The organism is Marinibaculum pumilum (assembly GCF_042646425.1).
Taxonomy (GTDB): domain Bacteria; phylum Pseudomonadota; class Alphaproteobacteria; order Ferrovibrionales; family Ferrovibrionaceae; genus Marinibaculum; species Marinibaculum pumilum.
The window spans coordinates 297,658-317,416 of the sequence record NZ_JBHRTR010000028.1 but is presented as its reverse complement, the minus strand read 5'-3'; the positions used below and the strand labels follow the sequence as shown (position 1 = coordinate 317,416).

Annotated in this window: 20 protein-coding genes; 14 read left to right on the top strand and 6 right to left on the bottom strand. The window is 69.9% G+C overall.

Features of this window, described 5'->3' with window-relative positions; translation table 11 throughout:
* Positions 1-20 precede the first annotated feature (20 nt).
* The 4 genes from ACFOGJ_RS14225 to ACFOGJ_RS14210 all read left to right on the top strand — a co-directional run bounded on the left by ACFOGJ_RS14225 (position 21) and on the right by ACFOGJ_RS14210 (position 5,031).
* Positions 21-968: an ABC transporter permease gene (locus ACFOGJ_RS14225; RefSeq protein WP_379901466.1), complete on the top strand. Its 948-nt coding sequence runs from the start codon at positions 21-23 to the stop codon at positions 966-968.
* Positions 965-2,869 (top strand): dipeptide/oligopeptide/nickel ABC transporter permease/ATP-binding protein, encoded by a 1,905-nt coding sequence (locus ACFOGJ_RS14220; protein ID WP_379901464.1) that lies wholly within the window; start codon positions 965-967, stop codon positions 2,867-2,869. The genes ACFOGJ_RS14225 and ACFOGJ_RS14220 overlap by 4 nt, the downstream gene beginning before the upstream one ends.
* Positions 2,866-3,849, top strand: a complete 984-nt coding sequence (locus ACFOGJ_RS14215) for an oligopeptide/dipeptide ABC transporter ATP-binding protein (protein WP_379901462.1) — start codon at positions 2,866-2,868, stop codon at positions 3,847-3,849. The genes ACFOGJ_RS14220 and ACFOGJ_RS14215 overlap by 4 nt, the downstream gene beginning before the upstream one ends.
* Positions 3,850-3,933: 84 nt before the next feature.
* Positions 3,934-5,031, top strand: a complete 1,098-nt coding sequence (locus ACFOGJ_RS14210; protein ID WP_379901460.1) for an FkbM family methyltransferase — start codon at positions 3,934-3,936, stop codon at positions 5,029-5,031.
* Positions 5,032-5,081: 50 nt separating this feature from the next.
* On the opposite strand, the gene ACFOGJ_RS14205 is transcribed toward ACFOGJ_RS14210, so the two are convergent.
* Together ACFOGJ_RS14205 and ACFOGJ_RS14200 are read right to left on the bottom strand one after the other, a co-directional pair.
* Complete coding sequence (locus tag ACFOGJ_RS14205) at positions 5,082-5,381, bottom strand: type II toxin-antitoxin system RelE/ParE family toxin (protein WP_379901458.1); 300 nt, start codon at positions 5,379-5,381, stop codon at positions 5,082-5,084.
* Positions 5,378-5,647, bottom strand: a complete 270-nt coding sequence (locus tag ACFOGJ_RS14200; protein ID WP_379901456.1) for an antitoxin — start codon at positions 5,645-5,647, stop codon at positions 5,378-5,380. The genes ACFOGJ_RS14205 and ACFOGJ_RS14200 overlap by 4 nt, the downstream gene beginning before the upstream one ends.
* A 91-nt stretch (positions 5,648-5,738) precedes the next feature.
* Here ACFOGJ_RS14200 and ACFOGJ_RS14195 point away from each other — a divergent pair, with 91 nt between their 5' ends.
* Entirely contained in the window at positions 5,739-6,170 is a 432-nt protein-coding gene (locus tag ACFOGJ_RS14195; protein WP_379901454.1) for a hypothetical protein, read from the top strand.
* Positions 6,170-6,604: a type II toxin-antitoxin system VapC family toxin gene (locus ACFOGJ_RS14190; RefSeq protein WP_379901452.1), complete on the top strand. Its 435-nt coding sequence runs from the start codon at positions 6,170-6,172 to the stop codon at positions 6,602-6,604. Before ACFOGJ_RS14195 ends, ACFOGJ_RS14190 begins: the two co-directional genes overlap by 1 nt.
* 139 nt (positions 6,605-6,743) lie before the next feature.
* Here ACFOGJ_RS14190 and ACFOGJ_RS14185 read toward each other — a convergent pair whose 3' ends face one another.
* The 3 genes from ACFOGJ_RS14185 to ACFOGJ_RS14175 form a co-directional block, all read right to left on the bottom strand.
* On the bottom strand, positions 6,744-7,001 hold the full coding sequence (locus ACFOGJ_RS14185) for a hypothetical protein (protein ID WP_379901451.1): 258 nt from the start codon (positions 6,999-7,001) through the stop codon (positions 6,744-6,746).
* Positions 7,002-7,134: 133 nt separating this feature from the next.
* Positions 7,135-8,664, bottom strand: coding sequence for a glycerol-3-phosphate dehydrogenase (gene glpD, locus ACFOGJ_RS14180; protein ID WP_379901449.1), 1,530 nt, complete (start codon positions 8,662-8,664; stop codon positions 7,135-7,137).
* A 2-nt stretch (positions 8,665-8,666) separates the two neighbouring features.
* Complete coding sequence (locus tag ACFOGJ_RS14175) at positions 8,667-9,512, bottom strand: DeoR/GlpR family DNA-binding transcription regulator (RefSeq protein WP_379901447.1); 846 nt, start codon at positions 9,510-9,512, stop codon at positions 8,667-8,669.
* A gap of 168 nt (positions 9,513-9,680) precedes the next feature.
* Between ACFOGJ_RS14175 and ACFOGJ_RS14170 the strand changes: the two genes are divergently transcribed.
* The 8 genes from ACFOGJ_RS14170 (at position 9,681) to ACFOGJ_RS14135 (ending at position 18,202) form a co-directional block, all read left to right on the top strand.
* A complete protein-coding gene (locus ACFOGJ_RS14170) occupies positions 9,681-11,420 on the top strand; it encodes an extracellular solute-binding protein (protein ID WP_379901445.1) in 1,740 nt (579 codons plus the stop codon).
* A 181-nt stretch (positions 11,421-11,601) separates the two neighbouring features.
* Positions 11,602-12,666 (top strand): ABC transporter ATP-binding protein, encoded by a 1,065-nt coding sequence (locus tag ACFOGJ_RS14165; protein ID WP_379901443.1) that lies wholly within the window; start codon positions 11,602-11,604, stop codon positions 12,664-12,666.
* Between the two features lie 208 nt (positions 12,667-12,874).
* The gene (locus ACFOGJ_RS14160; protein ID WP_379901441.1) at positions 12,875-13,966 is read left to right on the top strand and encodes an ABC transporter ATP-binding protein; all 1,092 of its coding nucleotides are present in this window, start codon (positions 12,875-12,877) and stop codon (positions 13,964-13,966) included.
* Positions 13,967-13,982: 16 nt separating this feature from the next.
* Positions 13,983-14,852 (top strand): carbohydrate ABC transporter permease, encoded by an 870-nt coding sequence (locus tag ACFOGJ_RS14155; RefSeq protein ID WP_379901439.1) that lies wholly within the window; start codon positions 13,983-13,985, stop codon positions 14,850-14,852.
* Positions 14,849-15,679: a carbohydrate ABC transporter permease gene (locus tag ACFOGJ_RS14150; protein WP_379901437.1), complete on the top strand. Its 831-nt coding sequence runs from the start codon at positions 14,849-14,851 to the stop codon at positions 15,677-15,679. The genes ACFOGJ_RS14155 and ACFOGJ_RS14150 overlap by 4 nt, the downstream gene beginning before the upstream one ends.
* Positions 15,680-15,705: 26 nt before the next feature.
* Entirely contained in the window at positions 15,706-15,987 is a 282-nt protein-coding gene (locus ACFOGJ_RS14145) for a DUF2160 domain-containing protein (RefSeq protein WP_379901435.1), read from the top strand.
* 102 nt (positions 15,988-16,089) lie between these two features.
* On the top strand, positions 16,090-17,643 hold the full coding sequence (locus tag ACFOGJ_RS14140) for an acetolactate synthase large subunit (RefSeq protein WP_379901433.1): 1,554 nt from the start codon (positions 16,090-16,092) through the stop codon (positions 17,641-17,643).
* Between the two features lie 28 nt (positions 17,644-17,671).
* The gene (locus ACFOGJ_RS14135; RefSeq protein WP_379901431.1) at positions 17,672-18,202 is read left to right on the top strand and encodes a PAS domain-containing protein; all 531 of its coding nucleotides are present in this window, start codon (positions 17,672-17,674) and stop codon (positions 18,200-18,202) included.
* A 15-nt stretch (positions 18,203-18,217) separates the two neighbouring features.
* Here the strand turns inward: ACFOGJ_RS14135 and ACFOGJ_RS14130 are convergent, their stop codons facing one another.
* Positions 18,218-19,657 carry a helix-turn-helix domain-containing protein gene (locus ACFOGJ_RS14130; protein WP_379901429.1) on the bottom strand — a complete coding sequence of 480 codons (1,440 nt, stop codon included), beginning with the start codon at positions 19,655-19,657 and terminating at the stop codon, positions 18,218-18,220.
* Positions 19,658-19,759: the final 102 nt, after the last annotated feature.

Here is a 19,759-nt window from a genome sequence, read left to right as displayed (position 1 = left end):
CTTTCCGCCGCGGCAGAGCCGTGCTCACGCTGACCCTGCGCCGCCTGCTGGCGCTCCTGCCGATCCTCGCCGGGCTGACCGTGCTGGTGTTCCTGATGATGGCGCTGATCCCGGGCGACCCGGCGACCGCGATCCTGGGCGCCTATGCGACGCCGGAGAATGTGGCGCGGCTGAACCGGGAGCTCGGCCTGGACCGGCCGCTGGTCACGCAATACCTGGTCTGGCTGGGCAACCTGGCCGATGGCGATCTGGGCCGCTCGGTCAGCCTGGAGCGGCCGGTGGCGGCAGAGGTGTTCGGCCGGCTGGGCCCGACCGCCCTGCTGGCCGGCACCGCGCTGCTGCTGGCCAGCATCCTCGGCATGGTGCTGGGGGCCTGGGCGGCGGTGCGGCAGTTCGGCTGGGCGGACCGGCTGGTCACCCTGGCGGTGCAGGTCGGCCTGTCGATGCCGGCCTTCTGGCTGGGCCTGCTGCTGGTCGCGCTGTTCGCGGTCACCCTGCGCTGGCTGCCGGCCAGCGGCATGCTGGCCGTCTATGGCGGCGGCGGCCTGCTCGACCTGGCCGCGCACCTGGCCCTGCCGGCTGTCACCCTGGCGGTGGTGGCGACCGGGGTGATCGCCCGCCTGACCCGCACCGCGATGCTGGAGGTGCTGCGCCAGGACTATATCCGCACCGCCCGCGCCAAGGGGGTGGCGGAGGGCCGCATCGTCCGCCGCCATGCCTTCCGCGCCGCGATCGTCACCGTGATCCCGGTGGTCGCCACCCAGGCCGGCTTCGTCCTGGGCGGCGCGGTCTATGTGGAGACGGTGTTCCAGTGGCCCGGCCTGGGCCGCATGCTGGTGGAGGCGATCGCCGCCCGCGACATCCTGCTGGTGCAGGGCGGCGTGCTGGTCCTGGCAACCGCCTTCGTCGCGGTGAACCTGCTGGCCGACCTGGTGCAGGCCGCCTTGGACCCCCGGATCGCGCGATGAGCCAGGTTCCGGGCCACCGCGACGGCCGCCCCGGCACCCTGCGCCTGCTGCTGGCCAACCCGCTCGCCGCCGCCGGCCTCGCCGTGCTGGCGCTGGTGGCGCTCGTCGCGCTGGCCGCGCCGCTGCTGCCGCTGCCGGACCCGGCCGCCACCGCGCTGGGCCAGCGCCTGCTGCCGCCGCTCAGCCCCGGCCATCCGCTGGGTACCGACGCGCTGGGCCGCGACCTGCTGTCCCGCCTGGTCTGGGGCACCCGCCTGTCGCTGGCGGTGGCGCTTGCCGCGACCCTGGCAGCGGCCCTGTTGGGCAGCCTGACCGGCCTGGTCGCGGGCTTTGCCGGCGGGGCGGTCGATGGCGGGCTGATGCGGTTCGTCGACCTCTTAATGGCCTTTCCCTACATCCTGCTGGCGCTGGCGATCGTCGCGGTGCTGGGCCCCGGCCTGTTCCACGCCCTGCTGGCGATCGCCGCGGTCAACGTGCCGTTCTTCGCCCGCACCGTGCGCGGCGCCACCCTGGGCCTGGCGCGGCGCGACTTCGTCGATGCCGCGCGGCTGGGCGGCGCCGGCCCGCTCGCCCTGCTGGCGACCGAGATCCTGCCCAACGTGCTGCCGGTGATCGTGGTCACCGCCTCCACCAGCTTCGGCTGGATGATCCTGGAGACGGCGGGCCTGTCCTTCCTGGGCCTGGGCGCGCAGCCGCCGCTGGCCGACCTGGGCGCCATGCTGGGGGAGGCGCGCAAGGTGATGTTCATTGCGCCCCATGTCTCCCTGGTGCCCGGGGTGATGGTCTTCGTCATCGTGATGGCGATCAACCTGGCCGGCGACGGCCTGCGCGACGCGCTGGACCCGCGCCTGCGCAGCGGCGTGCCGGCGCGGCCGGCGGCCGCGACCGAGGTGCGGCGCGACCCGGCCGCAATGTCTTCTGCTGCCGATCCGGACCTGCCGCTGCAGGTCACCGGCCTGCGCACCGAGTTCCGCCTGGGCCGCCGCAGCCTGCCGGCGGTGGCGGGGGTCGACCTGGCCCTGCCGCCCGGCGCCCGGCTCGGCCTGGTGGGGGAATCCGGCTCCGGCAAGTCGGCGACCGCGCTCTCGCTGCTGCGCCTGGTGCCCAGCCCGCCGGGCTGCATCACCGCCGGGCAGGTCCGGATGCAGGGCCGCGACGTGCTGGCGATGGGGCGGGAGGAACTGCGCGCCCTGCGCGGCGGCCGGCTGGCGATGGTGTTCCAGGACCCGATGAGCAGCCTGCACCCGATGCACCGGATCGGCGACCAGGTGGCGGAGGCGCTGCGCGCCCACGCCCCGATCGGCCGCCGGGAGGCGCGGCGCCGCGCCGCCGACCTCCTGGCCCGGGTCCGCATTCCGGCGGCGGAACGGCGGCTGGATGCCTGGCCGCACGAACTGTCCGGCGGCATGCGCCAGCGGGTGGCGATCGCCATCGCCCTGGCGAACGACCCGGCGGTGCTGGTGGCCGACGAGGCGACCACCGCGCTGGACGTCACCGTGCAGGCGCAGGTCCTGGCGCTGCTGCACCGGCTGACGGAGGATCGCGGCACGGCGCTGCTGTTCATCAGCCACGACCTGGCCCTGGTCGGCGCGCTCTGCGACCGCATCGCCGTGCTCTATGCCGGGCAGGTGGTGGAGGAGGGCCCGGCCGCAGCTCTCCTCGCCGCCCCGGCGCATCCCTACACCGCGAAGCTGCTGGACTGCCTGCCGCGGCGCGGTGGCGGCGCCGACCCGATCGCCGGCCTGCCGCCGGCGCCGGACAACCTGCCGCCCGGCTGCGCCTTCGCACCGCGTTGTCCCCACGTTCAGCCACCCTGCAGCGAGGGTCCCGTGGCGCTTGACCGGCTCGCGCCCGACCGTGCCGCACGCTGCCTGTTCCCACTGGCCGGAGACCGGCGATGAACCCCGCCGCCTCGATCCTGCAGGCCGAGGGCCTGTCCCGCCGCTTCGGCGGCGAAGGCCCGCTGGCGCGCCTCTCCGGCCGGCAGCCCCTGATGGCCGTCCGGCAGGTCGACCTGGTGCTGCGGCGCGGAGAGACCCTGGGCCTAGTCGGCGAATCCGGCTGCGGCAAGTCGACCCTGGCGCGGCTGCTGGTCGGTCTGGACCGGCCCAGCGGCGGCCGGATCCGCCTCGAAGGGCAGGAGGTCCATATCGGCCGGATGCGACACCGGGTGCAGTACGTCTTCCAGGATCCGGTCGCCGCCCTGAACCCACGGCACCCGGTCGGCCGCGCCATCGCCGCACCGCTGCGCCGGCTGCGGCGGATGGGCCGCGCCGCGCGCCGCCGGCGGATGGCGGCGCTGGCGGACGCCGTCGGCCTGGTACCGGATCTGCTGGACCGCTACCCGCACGAACTGTCCGGCGGCCAGGCGCAGCGGGTCGGCATCGCCCGCGCCCTGGCGGCGGAGCCGGAGGTGCTGGTGCTGGACGAGCCGGTCTCCGCCCTGGACCTGTCGGTGCAGGCGCAGGTGCTGGCCCTGCTGGCGGGCCTGAAGGACCGGCACGGCCTGACCTACCTGTTCATCAGCCACGACCTGGCGGTGGTGGAGGCGATCGCCGACCGGGTGGCGGTGATGTATGCCGGCCGCATCGTGGAACAGGGCCCGGCTGACAGGGTGCTGCGCGCGCCGCGCCACCCCTATACCGACCTGCTGCGGCAGGCCGCGCCGCGGCTCGATCCCGGCAGCGGTCGCCCGCTGCTGCCGGCGGCGGAAGAGGTGGGCGAACCGCCGGACCCCTATGACCTGCCGCCCGGCTGCGCCTTCGCGCCGCGCTGCCCGCGCGCCTCGGAACTGTGCCGGCGGAAGCGGCCCGTGCTGGAGGGCAGCCCGCCGGCCGCCTGCTGGCACCCGCTGTCGCATCCCGGCCGGCCGGCCGCCTGAAACGCGCCGCAGCCGCGTCGACAAGCGGCTGCGCTTTTGCTATCGGCCTTCCCTGGCTTTCCGGAGATTGAGCGGGACCGCACGGTGACCCTGCAGCGCCCCAACCCGACCCCCCGCTTCGCCGCTGCGCTCGCCACGCTGCTGCCGCCGGAAGAGGGCTGCCGCATCGTCGATATCGGCTCCCGCAACGGCATCGAGAAGATCTGGACGCCGCTGGGCGCGGCCGCCAGCTTCGTCGGTTTCGAGGCCGACCCGGACGAGGCCGCGCGGCTGAACGTCGAGAGCGCGGAAACCGAAGGCGGCAGCGCCATCCGCCACCTGCCCTTTGCGCTCAGCGACAGCGACGGCGAACGGCTGTTCCGCATCGCCCGCTTCGGCCAATGCTCCAGCTTCTATGCCGCCAACCCCGACTGGATCGGCCGCTTCCCCGTCACCGAGCAGGACACGGTCCGCGAGGTGATGCTGCCGACCCGCAGCCTGGATTCCGTCTGCCGGACGGAAGGCTATGACCGCATCGACTTCATCAAGATCGACGTGGAGGGCGCGGAGCTCGACATCCTGAAGGGCGCGCACCAGACCCTGGCCGACCGCCATGTGCTGGGCGTGAAGACGGAATTCTGGTGGGACCCGCCGGTGAAGCGCGACTATGCCGCCTCCTTCGCGGAGATCGACATCTATCTCCGCGGTCACGGCTTCCGCTTCTTCGACATCAAGCCGCACTACTATCCGCGTGCCACCATCCCCAGCGGCCGCCTGACCGGCCAGTTCGACAATCCGGAGGCGAAGGCCCGGCTGGGCTACCGCCATTTCGACTATGGCCAGGCCTTCACCGGCGACGCGCTCTATTTCCGCGATCCCGTAGCCGCCGCCATCGCCGGCGACCCGCTCGACGCCTGGCCGGCGGCGAAGCTGCTGCGCCTCTGCGCCCTGATGGACCTGTTCGACTATGGCGATGCCGGCATCGAGATCCTGGAACATCTGGGCGACCGCATCGCCCCCGCCCTGGCGGACGGCACCAGCCTCGACGCCCTCTACGACCTGCTGACCCCGACCCTGGACGGCGAGATCCTCAGCTACGCCGCCTATCGCGAGATCGCCATCGCCCACCGCCGCGCCTATCGCCGGACCTGGCTCGGCCTGGAGGACTGGGCGCCGCCGCCGACCCGGTACGGGAAGGGGTAGCGGCCGTCGCTCGCCAGGTGAGGGATGGCAGACGACGGCAATGGCCGCCGTCACAGCCTGTCGCGCAGGCGCTCCATCAGGTTCATCCGCTCATGCAGGACGGCGAGGACGATCACGGTCGAGCCCTGCGCGACGAAGAACAGGTAGTGATGCTCGCAACGATGGGACCGGACCCACTCCAGACCGGCAATGGGTTTCGACTGCGCTTCTCCGGCCGCGATCCTCTGGCAGCAGAGATGGAGCGCGTCCTGGTAGCTGTCGGCCTGGACTTCGCCCCACCTCTCCTGCGTGTAGAGCCAGATGTCGATCAGGTCTTCCTGCGCGGATCGCGTGAAGCGATACCCCGTCACCTGCTCCCCCGGCGCGACCGCGCCGTGCGCTTGATGTCGTCCGCCGTGGCGGCAACCACCTGACCGGCTTCGACTTCGGCAAGGCGCGGGGCCAGCAGTTCCTTGAGCGCCTGCAGCGCCTCGGCGTCGGTCATCGTCGCCGGGTCCGGCATGTCGACCAGCGCACGGCCCAGCACATAGTCCTTGATGCTCTGGCCCTTCAGTGCGGCCATCGCCTTCAACTGCTGGTGTTGCTGTGGGCTGATGTCGATCGAAAGCCGGGGCATGACAAACTCCTCAGAACCTGCCCTGGCAGGGTAGCCCATGCCTGCCACATCGACAACATTTGTTGTCCATCAAGCGCCCCACCGCGAGGGCATGCAGATCATTGCCAAGACAACCTTTGCAATCCGGGGGCAGGACAGGCTTCTTGACGAGGCAGCCGGGCATCGCCATTGTCCGGATACGTTTCCGGATTTGGAGGGTGCCGTGGCTCAGGCTGGATCGACCAACCCACCAAAGGGCCGTGTGGCCCGTCATCGCACCCGGGTTGCGGCAGGCGGGTCGAAGCGGGTCGAGGTCACCGTTCCGAGCGGCGATGCAAGGCTCCTGAAGGCGGTCGCCGGCGCCCTGCGCGCCGGTGGCAAGGATGCCGAGCGGATCAGGGATGCGCTTGGGCCGATCGTGTCAGCGGCCAAGGCGGTGACTGGATCGGAACTGGTCGCCTTCTTCCGCCGCTCGCCGCTGGTGGGCGCCGACCTGGAGACCGAACGTGATGGCTCGACCGGCCGATCCGCCGATCTCGGCTGATGCCCTATCTGCTCGATACCAACGTCATCAGCGAGACGGTCAGGGCAAGGCCCGAACCCCGGCTCCTCGGGTGGCTGGAACGCCAGGCGCCGTCAGAGCTGTACCTGGCATCGCAGACGATTGGCGAACTGGTGCGCGGTGCCGCCAGGGTCAGGGAGCAGGTGCGACGCGAGCGCTTCATGACCTGGATCGAGGACGATCTCGGCCGGCAGTTTGAGGGCCGCATCCTGCCCTTCGACCAGGCGGCCGCACGGATCTGGGGCCGGCTGATGGGCGACGGCGATCGCATGGGACAGACACCGTCGGCAGCAGATGCCCAGATTGCTGCGGTCGCGATTGAGCGCGGCCTGGTTCTCGTCACCCGGAACGTCAGGGATTTCCAGCGCTTCGATCTGGCATTGCTGAACCCCTGGGAGGCCGCTGCCGGGGGCTGAGGCCTTTCACTGCGGGTCATCGGGCCGGGCGCGTCGCTGCGCGGCCTACCGAATCTATTGCCGCAGAAAAAACGAAGCCCCCCTGCAACGCGCCGCCCTTGCAACAGCGATCCGGCGCCGCCGGGACAGGCGCCTGCGCTCAGCCGTCAGGGAACGGATTGCGCCGTTCGCCGCGCCAGACGGCCGCCATCCGGCGCATGGCGCTCTCGATGACGGCGTTCTCGTACTTGGCGTTGATCTCGCTCAAGGAAAAGTGCTTCTGCTTCGCAGCCGCGTCGAAGATCGACCAGAGCTGCTTTGCGTTGTCGGGGAAGTACCCGGCCTCGACGCCACCCTTCTTGAGCACAGCGAGCATTCCGGCTTCTATGGCACGGTAATGATCTTGCGTGAGGAGCATGCTGCGCTTCCTTCCTTTCGTTCGACTCTTGCCGGCTGCTATGCCGGTCCGGTCGCGGCACGCCTACGCTAGCACTTTCCCTTCGCGTCGGCAGCGCTTTCACATTGCCTTGTCAGGTTCCCGGCAGTGTCCCTCAGGGCCGGTTCGGCAGCGCCGCCCGCAGTTCCGCCACGGCGTCCGCCACCGCATTCTGCTCTGCCTCGCTCAGCCGCAGCCCCAGCTTGGTGCGGCGCCAGAGCACGTCCTCGCCTGTCGCCGCCCATTCGCGGGCGACCAGATGGCGCAGCTCCGCCGCGTAGAGGTCGGCGCCGAAGTGCTGGCCCAGGGCAGCCTCGCCGCCTTCCAGCAGGTCCCAGGCGGCGGTGCCGTAGAGGCGGGCCAGACGGCGGGCATGGGTCGGCACCAGGTAGGGGTGGTCGGCGGACAGGCGGGCGACCAGGTCGTCGAAGCCGGTGACCGGGAAATCGCCGCCGGGCAGGGCCGCGCGCCGGGTCCAGGCGGGGCCGCGGGCACCCAGCACATCTTCCACATGGTCCAGCACCGCCTCTCCCAGGCGGCGGTAGGTGGTGAGCTTGCCGCCGAAGATGTTGACCAGCGCGGGGGTCCCGCCATCGCCGCCGTCGCGGCGCAGGACATAGTCGCGGGTTGCCTCTTGCGCCGCGCTGGCGCCGTCGTCGTAGAGCGGGCGCACGCCGGCATAGCTCCAGACGATCTGGTCGGCGGTCACGGGGGTGCGGAAATAGTCGTTCACCGCGGCGCAGAGATAGGCGGTCTCCTCCGGCGTGATCGCGGCATCGCCCGGGTCGCCCTCATAGTCGCGGTCGGTGGTGCCGATCAGGGTGAAGTCGCCCTCATAGGGGATGGCGAAGACGATGCGGCCGTCAGTGTTCTGGAAGATGTAGCAGCGGTCGTGCGCGAACAGCCGCGGCACCACGATATGGCTGCCCTGGACCAGGCGGATGCGGTGGCCTTCCTCGCCCTCGCCCCCTTCCTGGTCGCTGAGAGAAAGGACCCTGTCCGCCCAGGGGCCGCCGGCATTGACCAGCAGCCGGGCGGCGATCTCGCTCTCGCGCCCGGTATCCTTTTCCTGCAGGGTGATCCGCCAGCAATCGCCGTCGCGACGGGCGGCCGTGACCGCGGTGCGGGTGTGGATCGCTGCGCCGCGGTCGGCGGCGTCGCGGGCGTTCAGCACCACCAGACGGGCATCGTCGACCCAGCAGTCGGAATATTCGAAGGCCCGGACATAGTCCGCCTTCAGCGGCTTGCCCGCCGGGTCCTGGTGCAGGTCCAGGCTGCGTGCCGGCGGCAGCAGCTTCCGGCCGCCCAGATGGTCGTACAGGAACAGGCCCAGGCGCAGCATCCAGGCCGGCCGCAGCCCGGCATGGTGCGGCAGCACGAAGCGCAGCGGGCGGATGATGTGCGGCGCGTTCGCCCAGAGCAGCTCGCGTTCGCGCAGCGCCTCCCGCACCAGGCGGAACTCGTAATGCTCCAGGTAGCGCAGGCCGCCATGGATCAGCTTCGTCGACCAGGAGGAGGTGCCGCTGGCCAGGTCGTTCATCTCCGCCAGGCAGACGGAATAGCCGCGGCCTACGGCGTCGCGGGCGATGCCGCAGCCGTTGATGCCGCCGCCGATCACGCAGATGTCGAAGATCTCCGCCGACACGGTCACACGGCTCCTTCGGCGGCCGGTTCGGTCCGGTTTGCCGTCATGCGGTCCGGGTCGTCCGCGGGCGCGTCATCGCCATCGCCGTCGGCGACCACCAGCTGCACCCCCTGGTCGGCACAGAGCGCGGCGGTCGCCGCCGGCGGCGGCCGGTCGGTGACGAAGATGTCGATATCGGACAGATGCGCGATGCGCACCGGCGCGCGGCGTTCGAACTTCATCGCGTCGGCGACCAGGATCGTCTGCCGGGCATGGCGGATGATCTCCTGCGCCACCCGCACCTCGCGATAGTCGTAGTCCAGCAGCTCCCCGCCCTCGTCGATGGCCGACACGCCGATCACCGCGAAGTCGACCCGGAACTGGCGCACGAAATCCACCGTCGCCTCGCCCACCACGCCGCCGTCGGAGCGCCGCACGACGCCGCCGGCGATCACCACCTCCACCGCCGGCGCCTCCCGCAGGATATGCGCCGCGTTCAGATTGTTGGTGATCACCATGATGCCGCGATGCCGGCGCAGCGCCGCAGCCACCTGCTCCGTCGTGGTGCCGATGTTGAGGATCAGCGAGGTGTTGTCCGGGATCAGGCCCGCGGTGGCCAGCCCGATCCGCCGCTTGCCCTCGGCCGCCAGCATGCGGCGGGAATCGTAGGCGACATTGGTGACGCTGGACGGATAGACGGCACCGCCATGCACCCGCTGCAGGATGCGGCGGTCGCAGAGCTCGTTCAGGTCCTTTCGGATCGTCTGCGGCGTCACGTCGAACTGCACCGCCAGGTCGTCCACCGCCACGCGGCCGTCACGCCGGGCACGCGCGACGATCTCCGACTGGCGCGGCGAAACAGGCTCCATCGTACTGCTTTCCTTTGCTTTCGAATGCACCTGCCCAGGGTGCGAATCCGGCAACATTCTTGCCGCTGCTCGCCGATCTGGCAATCAATGCTTTCGTATTGACGTTCGTTTGGGTTCGTTCGATAGTTTCAGGACGGCTACAAGAAACACCTAGGGAGGAAGCCGAGGATGCGCACATTGACGGCTGCAGTCGCCGCTGCAGCACTGCTTGCATGGGCCGGACCCGGCCATGCCGGCATGGACGAGGCCAAGAAGTGGATTGATCAGGAGTTCCAGCCTTCGACGCTCTCCAAGGACGAGCAGATGAAGGAAATGGAATGGTTCATCAAGGCCGCCGAACCGTTCAAGGGCATGGAGATCAACGTCCTTTCCGAGACGATCCCCACCCACACCTACGAATCCGAGACCCTGACCAAGGCATTCGAGGAGATCACCGGCATCAAGGTCAACCACCAGCTCCTGGGCGAGGGCGAGGTGGTGCAGGCGGTGCAGACCCAGATGCAGACCAACCGCAACCTGTATGACGCCTATATCAACGATTCCGACCTGATCGGCACCCATTCCCGCCTGCAGAGCGCGGTGAACCTGTCGGACTGGATGGCGGGCGAAGGCAAGGACGTCACCTCCCCCACCCTGGACCTGGAGGACTTCATCGGCCTGCCCTTCGTCACCGGGCCCGACGGCAAGGTCTGGCAGCTGCCCGACCAGCAGTTCGCCAACCTGTACTGGTACCGCAAGGACTGGTTCGACCGGCCGGACCTCCAGAAGCGGTTCAAGGACAAGTACGGCTACGACCTGGGCGTGCCGGTGAACTGGTCGGCCTATGAGGATATCGCCGAGTTCTTCACCGAGGACGTGAAGGAGATCGACGGGGTCCGGGTCTACGGCCATATGGACTATGGCAAGCGCGCGCCCGACCTGGGCTGGCGCATGACCGACGCCTGGCTGTCGATGGCCGGCGCCGGCGACACGGGCCTGCCGAACGGCCGCCCGGTGGACGAATGGGGCATCCGCATGCCGCTGGAGTCCTGCAACCCGGTCGGCGCCTCGGTGACCCGCGGCGGTGCGACGAACGCTCCCGCCGCCGTCTACGCCATCCGCAAGTGGGACGAATGGCTGCGCAAATATGCCCCGCCGGGTGCCGCGGACTATGACTTCTACCAGTCGCTGCCGGCGCTGGCGCAGGGCAATGTCGCGCAGCAGATCTTCTGGTACACCGCCTTCACCGCGACCATGGTGGCGCCGAAGAGCGAGGGCAACAACACCGTCGACGACGAGGGCAACCCGCTGTGGCGGATGGCGCCGTCGCCGCACGGGCCCTACTGGGAGGAAGGCCAGAAGCTCGGCTACCAGGACGCCGGCTCCTGGACCATGTTCAAGTCCACCCCGGCGGAACGCCGCAAGGCGGCCTGGCTCTATGCCCAGTTCGTCACCGCCAAGACCGTCTCGCTGAAGAAGAGCCATGTCGGCCTGACCATCATCCGGAACTCCGACATCAACGACCCCTCCTTCACCGAGCGGGCGCCGAAGCTGGGCGGCCTGGTCGAGTTCTACCGCTCGCCGTCGCGGGTGCTGTGGACCCCGACCGGCATCAACGTCCCCGACTATCCGAAGCTGGCACAGCTGTGGTGGCAGCAGATCGGCGACGTCAATTCCGGCGCCTTCACCCCGCAGGAGGCGATGGACCGCCTGGCCGGGGAGATGGACCAGGTGATGGCCCGGATGCAGCGCGCGGACGAGGCCAACAACACCTATGGCGGCTGCGGCCCGCGCCTCAACGAGGAGAAGGAGGCGTCCTACTGGCTCAGCCAGCCGGGCGCGCCGAAGCCCAAGCTTGAGAACGAGAAGCCGCAGGGCGAGACTGTCAGCTACGAAGAACTGGTGAAGAGCTGGCAGAAGACGGAGTAGCAGCCCGAAGGCGCTCCGACAGGACAGGGGGCGGGGCTGCAGTCGCGGTCCCGCCCTCCCCTTCCCCGAGATCCTGGACTGCCCTCCTTTCCCCGCCCGCCGGGAGCGCCCATCTGGCCGCAGGCCATGGGCTCCGGCCCGCGCGATCGGACCGGGAAGGACCGGCAGCCATAAGGCGGCCATGACCCTGGAACTGAAGAACGTCTCGAAGCGGGTGGGCGCGGAGACGCATATTCATCCCACCGACCTGCGCCTGGAGCGCGGCAGCTTCAACATCCTGCTGGGCACCACCCTGGCCGGAAAGACCAGCCTGATGCAGCTGATGGCGGGACTGGAGCGGCCCAGCGAGGGCAGGGTCTGGTTCGACGGCCGCGACGTGACGGGTGCCAAGGTCAGGGACCGCAACGTCTCCATGGTCTACCAGCAGTTCATCAACTACCCGAATTTCACGGTGTGGGAGAATATCGCCTCGCCGCTCAAGGTCGCGCGCCTGCCGGAGGCGGAGATCGCTGCCCGGGTCGGCCGCATGGCGGAACTCCTGCGCCTGACCCCGATGCTGCAGCGCCGGCCGGCGGAACTGTCCGGCGGGCAGCAGCAGCGGACCGCGATCGCCCGCGCCCTGGTCAAGGACAGCGACCTGGTGCTGCTGGACGAGCCGCTCGCCAACCTGGACTTCAAGCTGCGCGAGGAGCTGCGCGACGAGCTGCCGCGGCTGTTCGCCGACCGCGACTGCGTCGTCGTCTATGCCACCACCGAGCCGGTGGAGGCGCTGCTGTTCGGCGGCCATACCGCCACCCTGTTCGAGGGGCGGGTGACCCAGTTCGGCCCGACGGGCGAGGTCTACCGCCAGCCCCGCGATCTGGTCAGCGCGCAGGTCTTCTCCGAACCGCCGATCAATGTGATCGCGGTGGACAAGAGCGGCGACCGCTTCCGCTTCGGGCAGACGGACTGGGGCGCGCCGCCGGGCCAGGCCGGCCTGCCCGACGGCCCCTACCGGCTGGGACTGCGCCCCCATCATGTCACCCCGGCGCCCGCCGGCGGCACGCCGGTGCCGGTCGCCGGGCCGGTGCTGGTCACCGAGCTGTCGGGATCGGAAAGCCTGGTCCATTTCCGCCTGGGCGACGATACCTGGATCTCGCAAAGCCACGGCATCCACCCCTTCGAGGTCGGCCAGGTCGCGCAGCTGCACGCCGACATGTCGCGCGCGCTCCTGTTCGCCCCCGACGGTACGCGGGTGGCGGCATGAGGAGCAGGTTCGGCATCCGCAGTGGCAGGGCCTTTGCCCCACCCTCCCTGTTCCCGTCATCCTCGGGCCTGACCCGAGGATCGTGGCAAGACGGCGCAGTGGCTGGCCGGCGCAGCCGCCGCGCCGGCGTTGGGATCCTCGGGTCAGGCCCGAGGATGACGGCTGCAGTTGGAGGTTCCTCGAGTCCGACCCGCCGGAGCCCCCGCTGATGGCGCGGATCAGCCTGCAGGGCCTGGGCCACAGCTACCTGGCCGCGCCGAAGGAGGATGCCGACTGGGCGCTGAAGCGGCTGGACCTGGAGTGGCAGGATGGCGGCGCCTATGCGCTGCTCGGCCCGTCGGGCTGCGGCAAGACCACCCTGCTGAACATCATCTCCGGCCTGCTGCGCCCCAGCGAGGGCCGCATCCTGTTCGACGATGCCGATGTCACCGCGCTGCCGCCGGACCGCCGCCATATTGCGCAGGTGTTCCAGTTCCCGGTCGTCTACGACACCATGACCGTCTACGACAATCTGGCCTTCCCCTTGCGCAACCGCGGCGTGGCGCCGGCGGAGATCGACGCCCGGGTCCGCGAGATCGCGGAGATGATCCACCTGACCGACCGGCTGAAGAAGCGTGCCGCGGGCCTGACCGCCGACGGCAAGCAGAAGATCTCCCTGGGGCGCGGGCTGGTGCGCACCGACGTCAACGCGATCCTGTTCGACGAGCCGCTGACGGTGATCGACCCGCACCTGAAATGGCAGCTGCGGTCGAACCTGAAGGAGCTGCACCAGCGGGTGCGGCTGACCATGATCTACGTCACCCACGACCAGACCGAGGCGCTGACCTTCGCCGACCAGGTGGTGGTGATGAACGCGGGCGAGGTGGTGCAGGTCGGCACGCCGGTGGAGCTGTTCGAGCGGCCGACCCACACCTTCGTCGGCCATTTCATCGGCTCCCCCGGCATGAACCTGCTGCCGGGCGAGCTGCGCGACGGCCGCGCGCATTTCGCCGGCCGGCCGATCGCCACCGCCCATGACGCCGGGGCGGGCGCCGCCGACGGCCCGGTCGAAATCGGCATCCGCCCCGAATTCGTCAGCCTGGGCGAGCAGGGAGACGGCGACGCAATCCCGGCAACGGTCACCAAGGTCGACGATGCCGGGCGCTTCCGGATCGTGGAGCTGCGCCTCGACGACGCGAACGCACCTGCGATCAAGCTGCTGGCACCGGAGGAACAGCCGGTCGCCGCCGGCCCGGCGCGCCTGCGCTTCGACCCCGCCCATACCCTGCTCTACCGCGACGGCTGGCTGCTGGAGCCATGAACAGGAAGGACGGGAAATGACCAAGACCGCGAACCAGGCCGCCTGGTTCTTCGTCCTGCCGGTGCTGCTGCTGGTGGCCTTCAACGCGATCATCCCGCTGATGACCGTGGTGAACTATTCGGTGCAGGAGACCTTCGGCGACAATGCCTTCTTCTGGTCGGGCCTGCTGTGGTTCGAGGATGTGCTGAATTCGGAGCGCTTCCACGACGCGCTGGGACGGCAGCTGCTGTTCACCGGCCTGATCCTGGTCATCGAGGTGCCGCTGGGGGTCGCCATCGCGCTGGCGATGCCGCGCAAGGGACCCTGGGTCTCCGTCTGCCTGGTGACCATGGCGCTGCCGCTGCTGATCCCGTTCAACGTGGTGGGGGCGATGTGGAACATCTTCGCCCTGCCCGATATCGGCCTGCTGGGCCGCGGGCTGAACGAGCTCGGCTTCGACTACAACTTCACCCGCCAGCCCTTCTCCGCCTGGTTCACCCTGGTGCTGATGGATGTCTGGCACTGGACCTCGCTGGTGGTGCTGCTGGCCTATGCCGGGCTGGTCTCGATCCCCGACGCCTACTACCAGGCGGCGAAGATCGACGGGGCGGGCGCCTGGGCGATCTTCCGCCACATCCAGCTGCCGAAGATGCGGCGGGTGCTGACCATCGCGGTCCTGCTGCGCTTCATGGACAGCTTCAACATCTATACCGAGCCCTTCGTGCTGACCGGCGGCGGCCCGGGCAATTCCACCACCCTGCTCTCGATCGACCTGGTGAAGATCGCGCTGGGACAGTTCGACCTGGGGCCGGCGGCGGCGATGTCGCTGATCTATTTCCTGATCATCCTGCTGCTGAGCTGGATCTTCTACACCCTGATGATGCGCAGCGAGGGAGGGCAGACATGAGCGCGGCCGCCAGCAGGGCCGGGGGCGGCTTCCATGCCGCACGCCTGGTGCCGATGCTCTACATCCTGTTCCTGATGCTGCCGATCTACTGGCTGCTGAACATGTCGTTCAAGACCACGAACGAGATCCTGGGCGGTTTCTCGCTCTGGCCGGCGGAGTTCACCTTCGAGAATTATGCGGTGATCTTCTCCGACCCGACCTGGTACATGGGCTATGTCAATTCGCTCGCCTATGTGCTGATGAACACCGTGCTGTCGGTCGCGGTGGCCCTGCCGGCGGCCTATGCCTTTTCCCGCTACCGCTTCCTGGGCGACAAGCATCTGTTCTTCTGGCTGCTGACCAACCGCATGGCGCCGGCGGCGGTCTTCGCCCTGCCCTTCTTCCAGCTCTATTCCGCGGTCGGGCTGTTCGACACCTATTTCGCCGTGGCGCTGGCCCATACCCTGTTCAACATTCCGCTGGCGGTCTGGATCCTGGAAGGCTTCATGTCGGGGGTGCCGAAGGAGCTGGACGAGACCGCCTATGTCGACGGCCATTCCTTCTGGGGCTTCTTTTTGAAGATTTTCGTGCCGACGATCTCATCGGGCATCGGGGTCGCCGCCTTCTTCTGCTTCATGTTCTCGTGGGTGGAACTCTTGCTGGCGAAGACCCTGACGGCGGTGGAGGCGAAGCCGATCGCGGCGGTGATGACCCGCACCGCCTCCACCTCCGGCTACGAGCTGGGCCTGCTGGCCGCGGCCGGGGTGCTGACCATCGTGCCCGGCGCCTTCGTGATCTATTTCGTGCGCAACTACATCGCCAAGGGCTTCGCCCTCGGCCGGGTCTGAGGCACGCAGCGGAAAGGGGGTACGCCATGGGACTGGACTGGATGGCCTGGACCTGGCCGACCGCGGCCTTCTTCCTCTTCATCGCCGCCTGCCTGGTGGCGATGACCGCGTGGGAATGGGCAATGCCCGGCGGGGGACCGCGGCGCGGCCTTCTGGGCCTGGACACCACCCGAGGCGACCGGCTGTTCATTTCGCTGCTGGGCTCCGCCTTCCTCCTGCTGATCTGGCTCGCCCTGCTGGGCCCGCCGCTGTGGATCGCGCTGGCGATCTGCCTGGCCTGGTGGGCCTTCGTCTTCCGCTTCGTGTGAGCGTCCGCTTCGTGGCGCCCGGCGCCGGGCCGTCGGCGGCGGGCTGACGCCGTCCCCTTGCGCAGGCATGATGCGCGCCTGTGCAACGGGAGGAGCAGTCGCATGAACACGATGACCGGGGCGGAAAGCCTGGTAACGACCCTTGTCGATTCCGGGATCGACACCTGCTTCACCAATCCCGGCACCTCGGAGATGCATTTCTGCGCCGCGCTGGACAAGCTGCCGGGCATGGGCTGCGTTCTGGGGCTGTTCGAAGGTGTGGTGACCGGCGCCGCCGACGGCTATTCCCGCATCGCCGGCCGGCCGGCCGCCACCCTGCTGCATCTGGGCCCCGGCCTGGGCAACGGCCTGGCGAACCTGCACAACGCGCGGCGCGCCGGCAGCCCGATCGTCAACATCGTCGGCGAGCATGCCAGCTTCCACCTGCAGTACGATGCGCCGCTGACCTCCGACATCGAGGGGATCGCCCGCCCGGTCTCCCACTGGGTGCGCACCAGCGCAGGCCCGGAGCAGGTCGCCGCCGATGGCGCGGAGGCGGTGGCCGCCGCGCGCACGGCGCCGGGGCAGATCGCCACCCTGATCCTGCCGGCCGATGCCTCCTGGGGGCCGGCGCAGGCGGCTGCCCGCGCGCTGCCGGTGGCGCCGGCGCCGAAGCTGGACGACGCGGCCATCGAAACCGCCGCCGCCGCGCTGGGGAGCGCCGGGGACAGCCTGCTGCTGCTGGGCGGGCCGGCGCTGGAAGACCCGGCGCTGACCTGGGCCGGCGCGATCGCGGCGAAGACCGGCGCCAAGCTGATGACCACCACCTTCATGCGCTGCATGCCGCGCGGCGCCGGCCGGGTCGGTGCCTTCCGCCTGCCCTATGTGGTGGCACAGGCGCTGCCGCAGCTCGCCCCCTACAGCCGCATCCTGCTGGTCGGCGCGAAGCCGCCGGTCTCCTTCTTCGGCTATCCGGACAGCCCCAGCCAGCTGCAGCCCGAGGGCTGCGAGATCGTGCCGTTCGCGGAAGCCGATTTCGACATCGTCGACGCGCTGCAGCGGCTGGCCGAGCGGCTGGGCGCAAGGGCGGAGGACGCGGTGCTGCAGCCCTACGAGGCGGTGGATGCGCCGTCCGGCCCGATCACGCCGGAGGGGCTGGGCCGCGCGCTGGCGGCGCTGCTGCCGGAAAACGCCATCGTCGTCGACGAGGCGGTGACCACCGGCCGCGGCTTCTATCCCGCCACCCGCACCGCGCGGCCGCACCACTGGCTGGCGAACCTGGGCGGCTCGATCGGCTTCGGCACCCCGGTCGGCACAGGGGCCGCGATCGCCGCGCCGGACCGCAAGGTGATCTGCCTGGAGGGCGATGGCAGCTTCATGTACACCGCGCAGAGCCTGTGGACCCAGGCGCGGGAGAATTGCGACGTGACAACCGTGATCTTCGCCAACCGCAGCTACAATATCCTGCTGGGCGAGTTCGCCGCCGTCGGTGCCGGCGCACCCGGCCAGCGCGCCCGCGACATCTTCGAGATCGGCCGCCCCGACATCGACATGGTGGGCCTGGCGCAGTCGCTGGGCGTGCCCGGCAGCCGGGTCGATGACCTGGAGGGCTTCGCCAAGGCGTTCACGGCAGCGATGGAGAGCGAGGGGCCGAAGGTGATCGAGGTGATGGTGTGATGCTTTCCCAGCCCCCGGACATCGCCCTGTGAGCGGGCTGCAGGACGGCTCCGGACTGACAATCGCTGGAGCCGATCCGGCCGGTCGCGAATGGCGGCGGACCGGCGGTGCCGAGGCGGTGCAATCGCCGCTGCTGCGCGACCTGATGGCCTTGTGGCGGCAGCGGCTCGGCCCCGGTGGCGAACTGCCCGGCCGCGCCGCTTTCGGCGCCCGGGAGCTGATGGCGTTTCAGGGGATCATAAGCCTGCTGACCGTCGATCACGAGCCGCTGCGGCTGCGCTATCGCCTGATCGGCACGCATGTCACCCAGACCCTGGGCCGCGATTCCACCGGACGGATGCTGGACGAGGTCTATCCCGCGGATCTGATACCGATGATCCTGGAAACCTATACGCAATGCATCCGCAGCCGAGCCCCCGTCTCCACCACCGGTCAGCTGAAGCATGTGATCAAGGACTATCTGCCGTTCGAGAGCGTCGACCTGCCGCTGGCGTCGGACGGGCACCATGTCGACATGATCCTTAAGGGCACCGTGATCCAGGGGGGCAGCCTGGCCTGATCCCGGCCCTCGGGCTCAGCCGAACTCGAAGGCCGACAGGTTCTTGCGGCTGGCATCGATCGACAGCTTGCGGGTCATCGGCGGGAAAGCGCGGGCGGCGCAGTTCGGGCGCTCGCACATCCGGCAGGTGACGCCGATCGGGGTGACGGCGGAGGGATTGTCGAGGTCCAGCCCGTCGCCATAGACCACGCGGGCGGCATGGCTGATCTCGCAGCCCAGGCTGATCGCCAGCTTGCGCGGCGGCTCCGGATGCGGCCCCGGGATCGTGTCGACGGTGCGGGAGATCGTCAGGTAGCTCGACCCGTCCGGCATCTCCACCGGCTGCACGATGGTCTGGCCCGGCATGGCGAAGGCGTCATGCACCCGCCAGCGCGGGCAGGTGCCGCCATAGCGGGCGAAGGGGAAGCCGCCGGCAGCGAAGCGCTTGGAGATGTTGCCGGCATTGTCCAGCCGCAGCAGGAAGAACGGCACGCCGCGCCGGTCGCCGCGCTGCAGGGTGGTCAGCCGGTGGGCGACCTGCTCGATGCTGGCGCCGAAGCGGCCCGCCAGCAGGGTGATGTCGTAGCGCAGCCGCTCCGCCGCGGTCAGAAAGGCGCCATAGGGCATCATCGCCGCGCCGGCAAAATAGTTCGCCAGGCCGATGCGGTACAGCCGGCGGGCCTCCTCGGTGGCGAAGCCGGCCTCGGCGATCAGCCGGTCCAGCCGCTCCGCCTGCTCCTCCAGCGCCACCTGGACCGCCATCTGGAACACCCGGCTGGGCTGCGGCAGCAGTTCCGACAGGAACAGCCGCCGGTTGTGCCGGTCGAAGCGGCGCTGCGCGTCGGGCATGGCGTGGACCGGCAGCACGCTGACCCGCAGGCCGTGGCGGTCCCGCAGATGCGCCCGCAGCCCCGCCGCCAGGTCGTCGGGCGGCTCCAGCGCGGCATGCAGGGCCTCGGCCTCGGCATCCAGTTCGGCGATGAAATTGCCCTGGGCGTGGAAATAGTCGCGCACCTCGTCGATCGGGAAGCCGTCCTCCTCCCCCGGCGGCAGGCGCGACCCGCCGCCGGGCGGCGCCGCAGCGGCGGTGGGCCCGCGGGCGTCGCGGAGCCAGGCGCGGTACAAGGTCAGGAAGGCCTGCGACAGGGCCGGCACGCTGGCGGCGGCCTCCATGATCTCCGCCGGCGCCGGGACATGGCCGCCGAACACCGGATCGGCGAGCGCCTCCGTCAGTTCCGCAGCCAGCCGCGCCTCGCCCTCCCCCGACAGGTCGCGCAGGTCGAGGCTGTAGGCCTCCGCCAACTTCAGCACCAGCTGCGCGGTCAGCGGCCGCTGGTTGCGCTCCACCAGGTTCAGGTAGCTGGCGGAAATGCCCAGGTCGCCGGCCATCGCCGCCTGGGTGAGGCCCAGGCCCTGGCGCAGGCGGCGCACCCGGGGGCCGGCGAAGATCTTCCGATTGGCGGCGGCTTGCGGCATTACAAAATTTACCTGTTGCTGTGATATCCGGTTAATTCATTGACAAAAGGACCTTTTTCCTGCGGAAGCAGCCTTGCCCGGTCTGTCGATTTTGTAAAGGTT

Bases quoted from the DNA above. Each gene is read 5' to 3' on its own strand.
- ACFOGJ_RS14155 (WP_379901439.1), top strand. From the start codon at position 13,983: ATGACCAAGACCGCGAACCAGGCCGCCTGGTTCTTCGTCCTGCCGGTG.
- ACFOGJ_RS14150 (WP_379901437.1), top strand. From the start codon at position 14,849: ATGAGCGCGGCCGCCAGCAGGGCCGGGGGCGGCTTCCATGCCGCACGC.
- ACFOGJ_RS14165 (WP_379901443.1), top strand. From the start codon at position 11,602: ATGACCCTGGAACTGAAGAACGTCTCGAAGCGGGTGGGCGCGGAGACG.
- ACFOGJ_RS14170 (WP_379901445.1), top strand. From the start codon at position 9,681: ATGCGCACATTGACGGCTGCAGTCGCCGCTGCAGCACTGCTTGCATGG.
- ACFOGJ_RS14140 (WP_379901433.1), top strand. From the start codon at position 16,090: ATGAACACGATGACCGGGGCGGAAAGCCTGGTAACGACCCTTGTCGAT.
- ACFOGJ_RS14160 (WP_379901441.1), top strand. From the start codon at position 12,875: ATGGCGCGGATCAGCCTGCAGGGCCTGGGCCACAGCTACCTGGCCGCG.
- ACFOGJ_RS14145 (WP_379901435.1), top strand. From the start codon at position 15,706: ATGGGACTGGACTGGATGGCCTGGACCTGGCCGACCGCGGCCTTCTTC.
- ACFOGJ_RS14195 (WP_379901454.1), top strand. From the start codon at position 5,739: ATGCAGATCATTGCCAAGACAACCTTTGCAATCCGGGGGCAGGACAGG.
- ACFOGJ_RS14215 (WP_379901462.1), top strand. From the start codon at position 2,866: ATGAACCCCGCCGCCTCGATCCTGCAGGCCGAGGGCCTGTCCCGCCGC.
- ACFOGJ_RS14175 (WP_379901447.1), bottom strand. From the start codon at position 9,512: ATGGAGCCTGTTTCGCCGCGCCAGTCGGAGATCGTCGCGCGTGCCCGG.
- ACFOGJ_RS14190 (WP_379901452.1), top strand. From the start codon at position 6,170: ATGCCCTATCTGCTCGATACCAACGTCATCAGCGAGACGGTCAGGGCA.
- ACFOGJ_RS14130 (WP_379901429.1), bottom strand. From the start codon at position 19,657: ATGCCGCAAGCCGCCGCCAATCGGAAGATCTTCGCCGGCCCCCGGGTG.
- ACFOGJ_RS14220 (WP_379901464.1), top strand. From the start codon at position 965: ATGAGCCAGGTTCCGGGCCACCGCGACGGCCGCCCCGGCACCCTGCGC.
- ACFOGJ_RS14185 (WP_379901451.1), bottom strand. From the start codon at position 7,001: ATGCTCCTCACGCAAGATCATTACCGTGCCATAGAAGCCGGAATGCTC.
- ACFOGJ_RS14200 (WP_379901456.1), bottom strand. From the start codon at position 5,647: ATGCCCCGGCTTTCGATCGACATCAGCCCACAGCAACACCAGCAGTTG.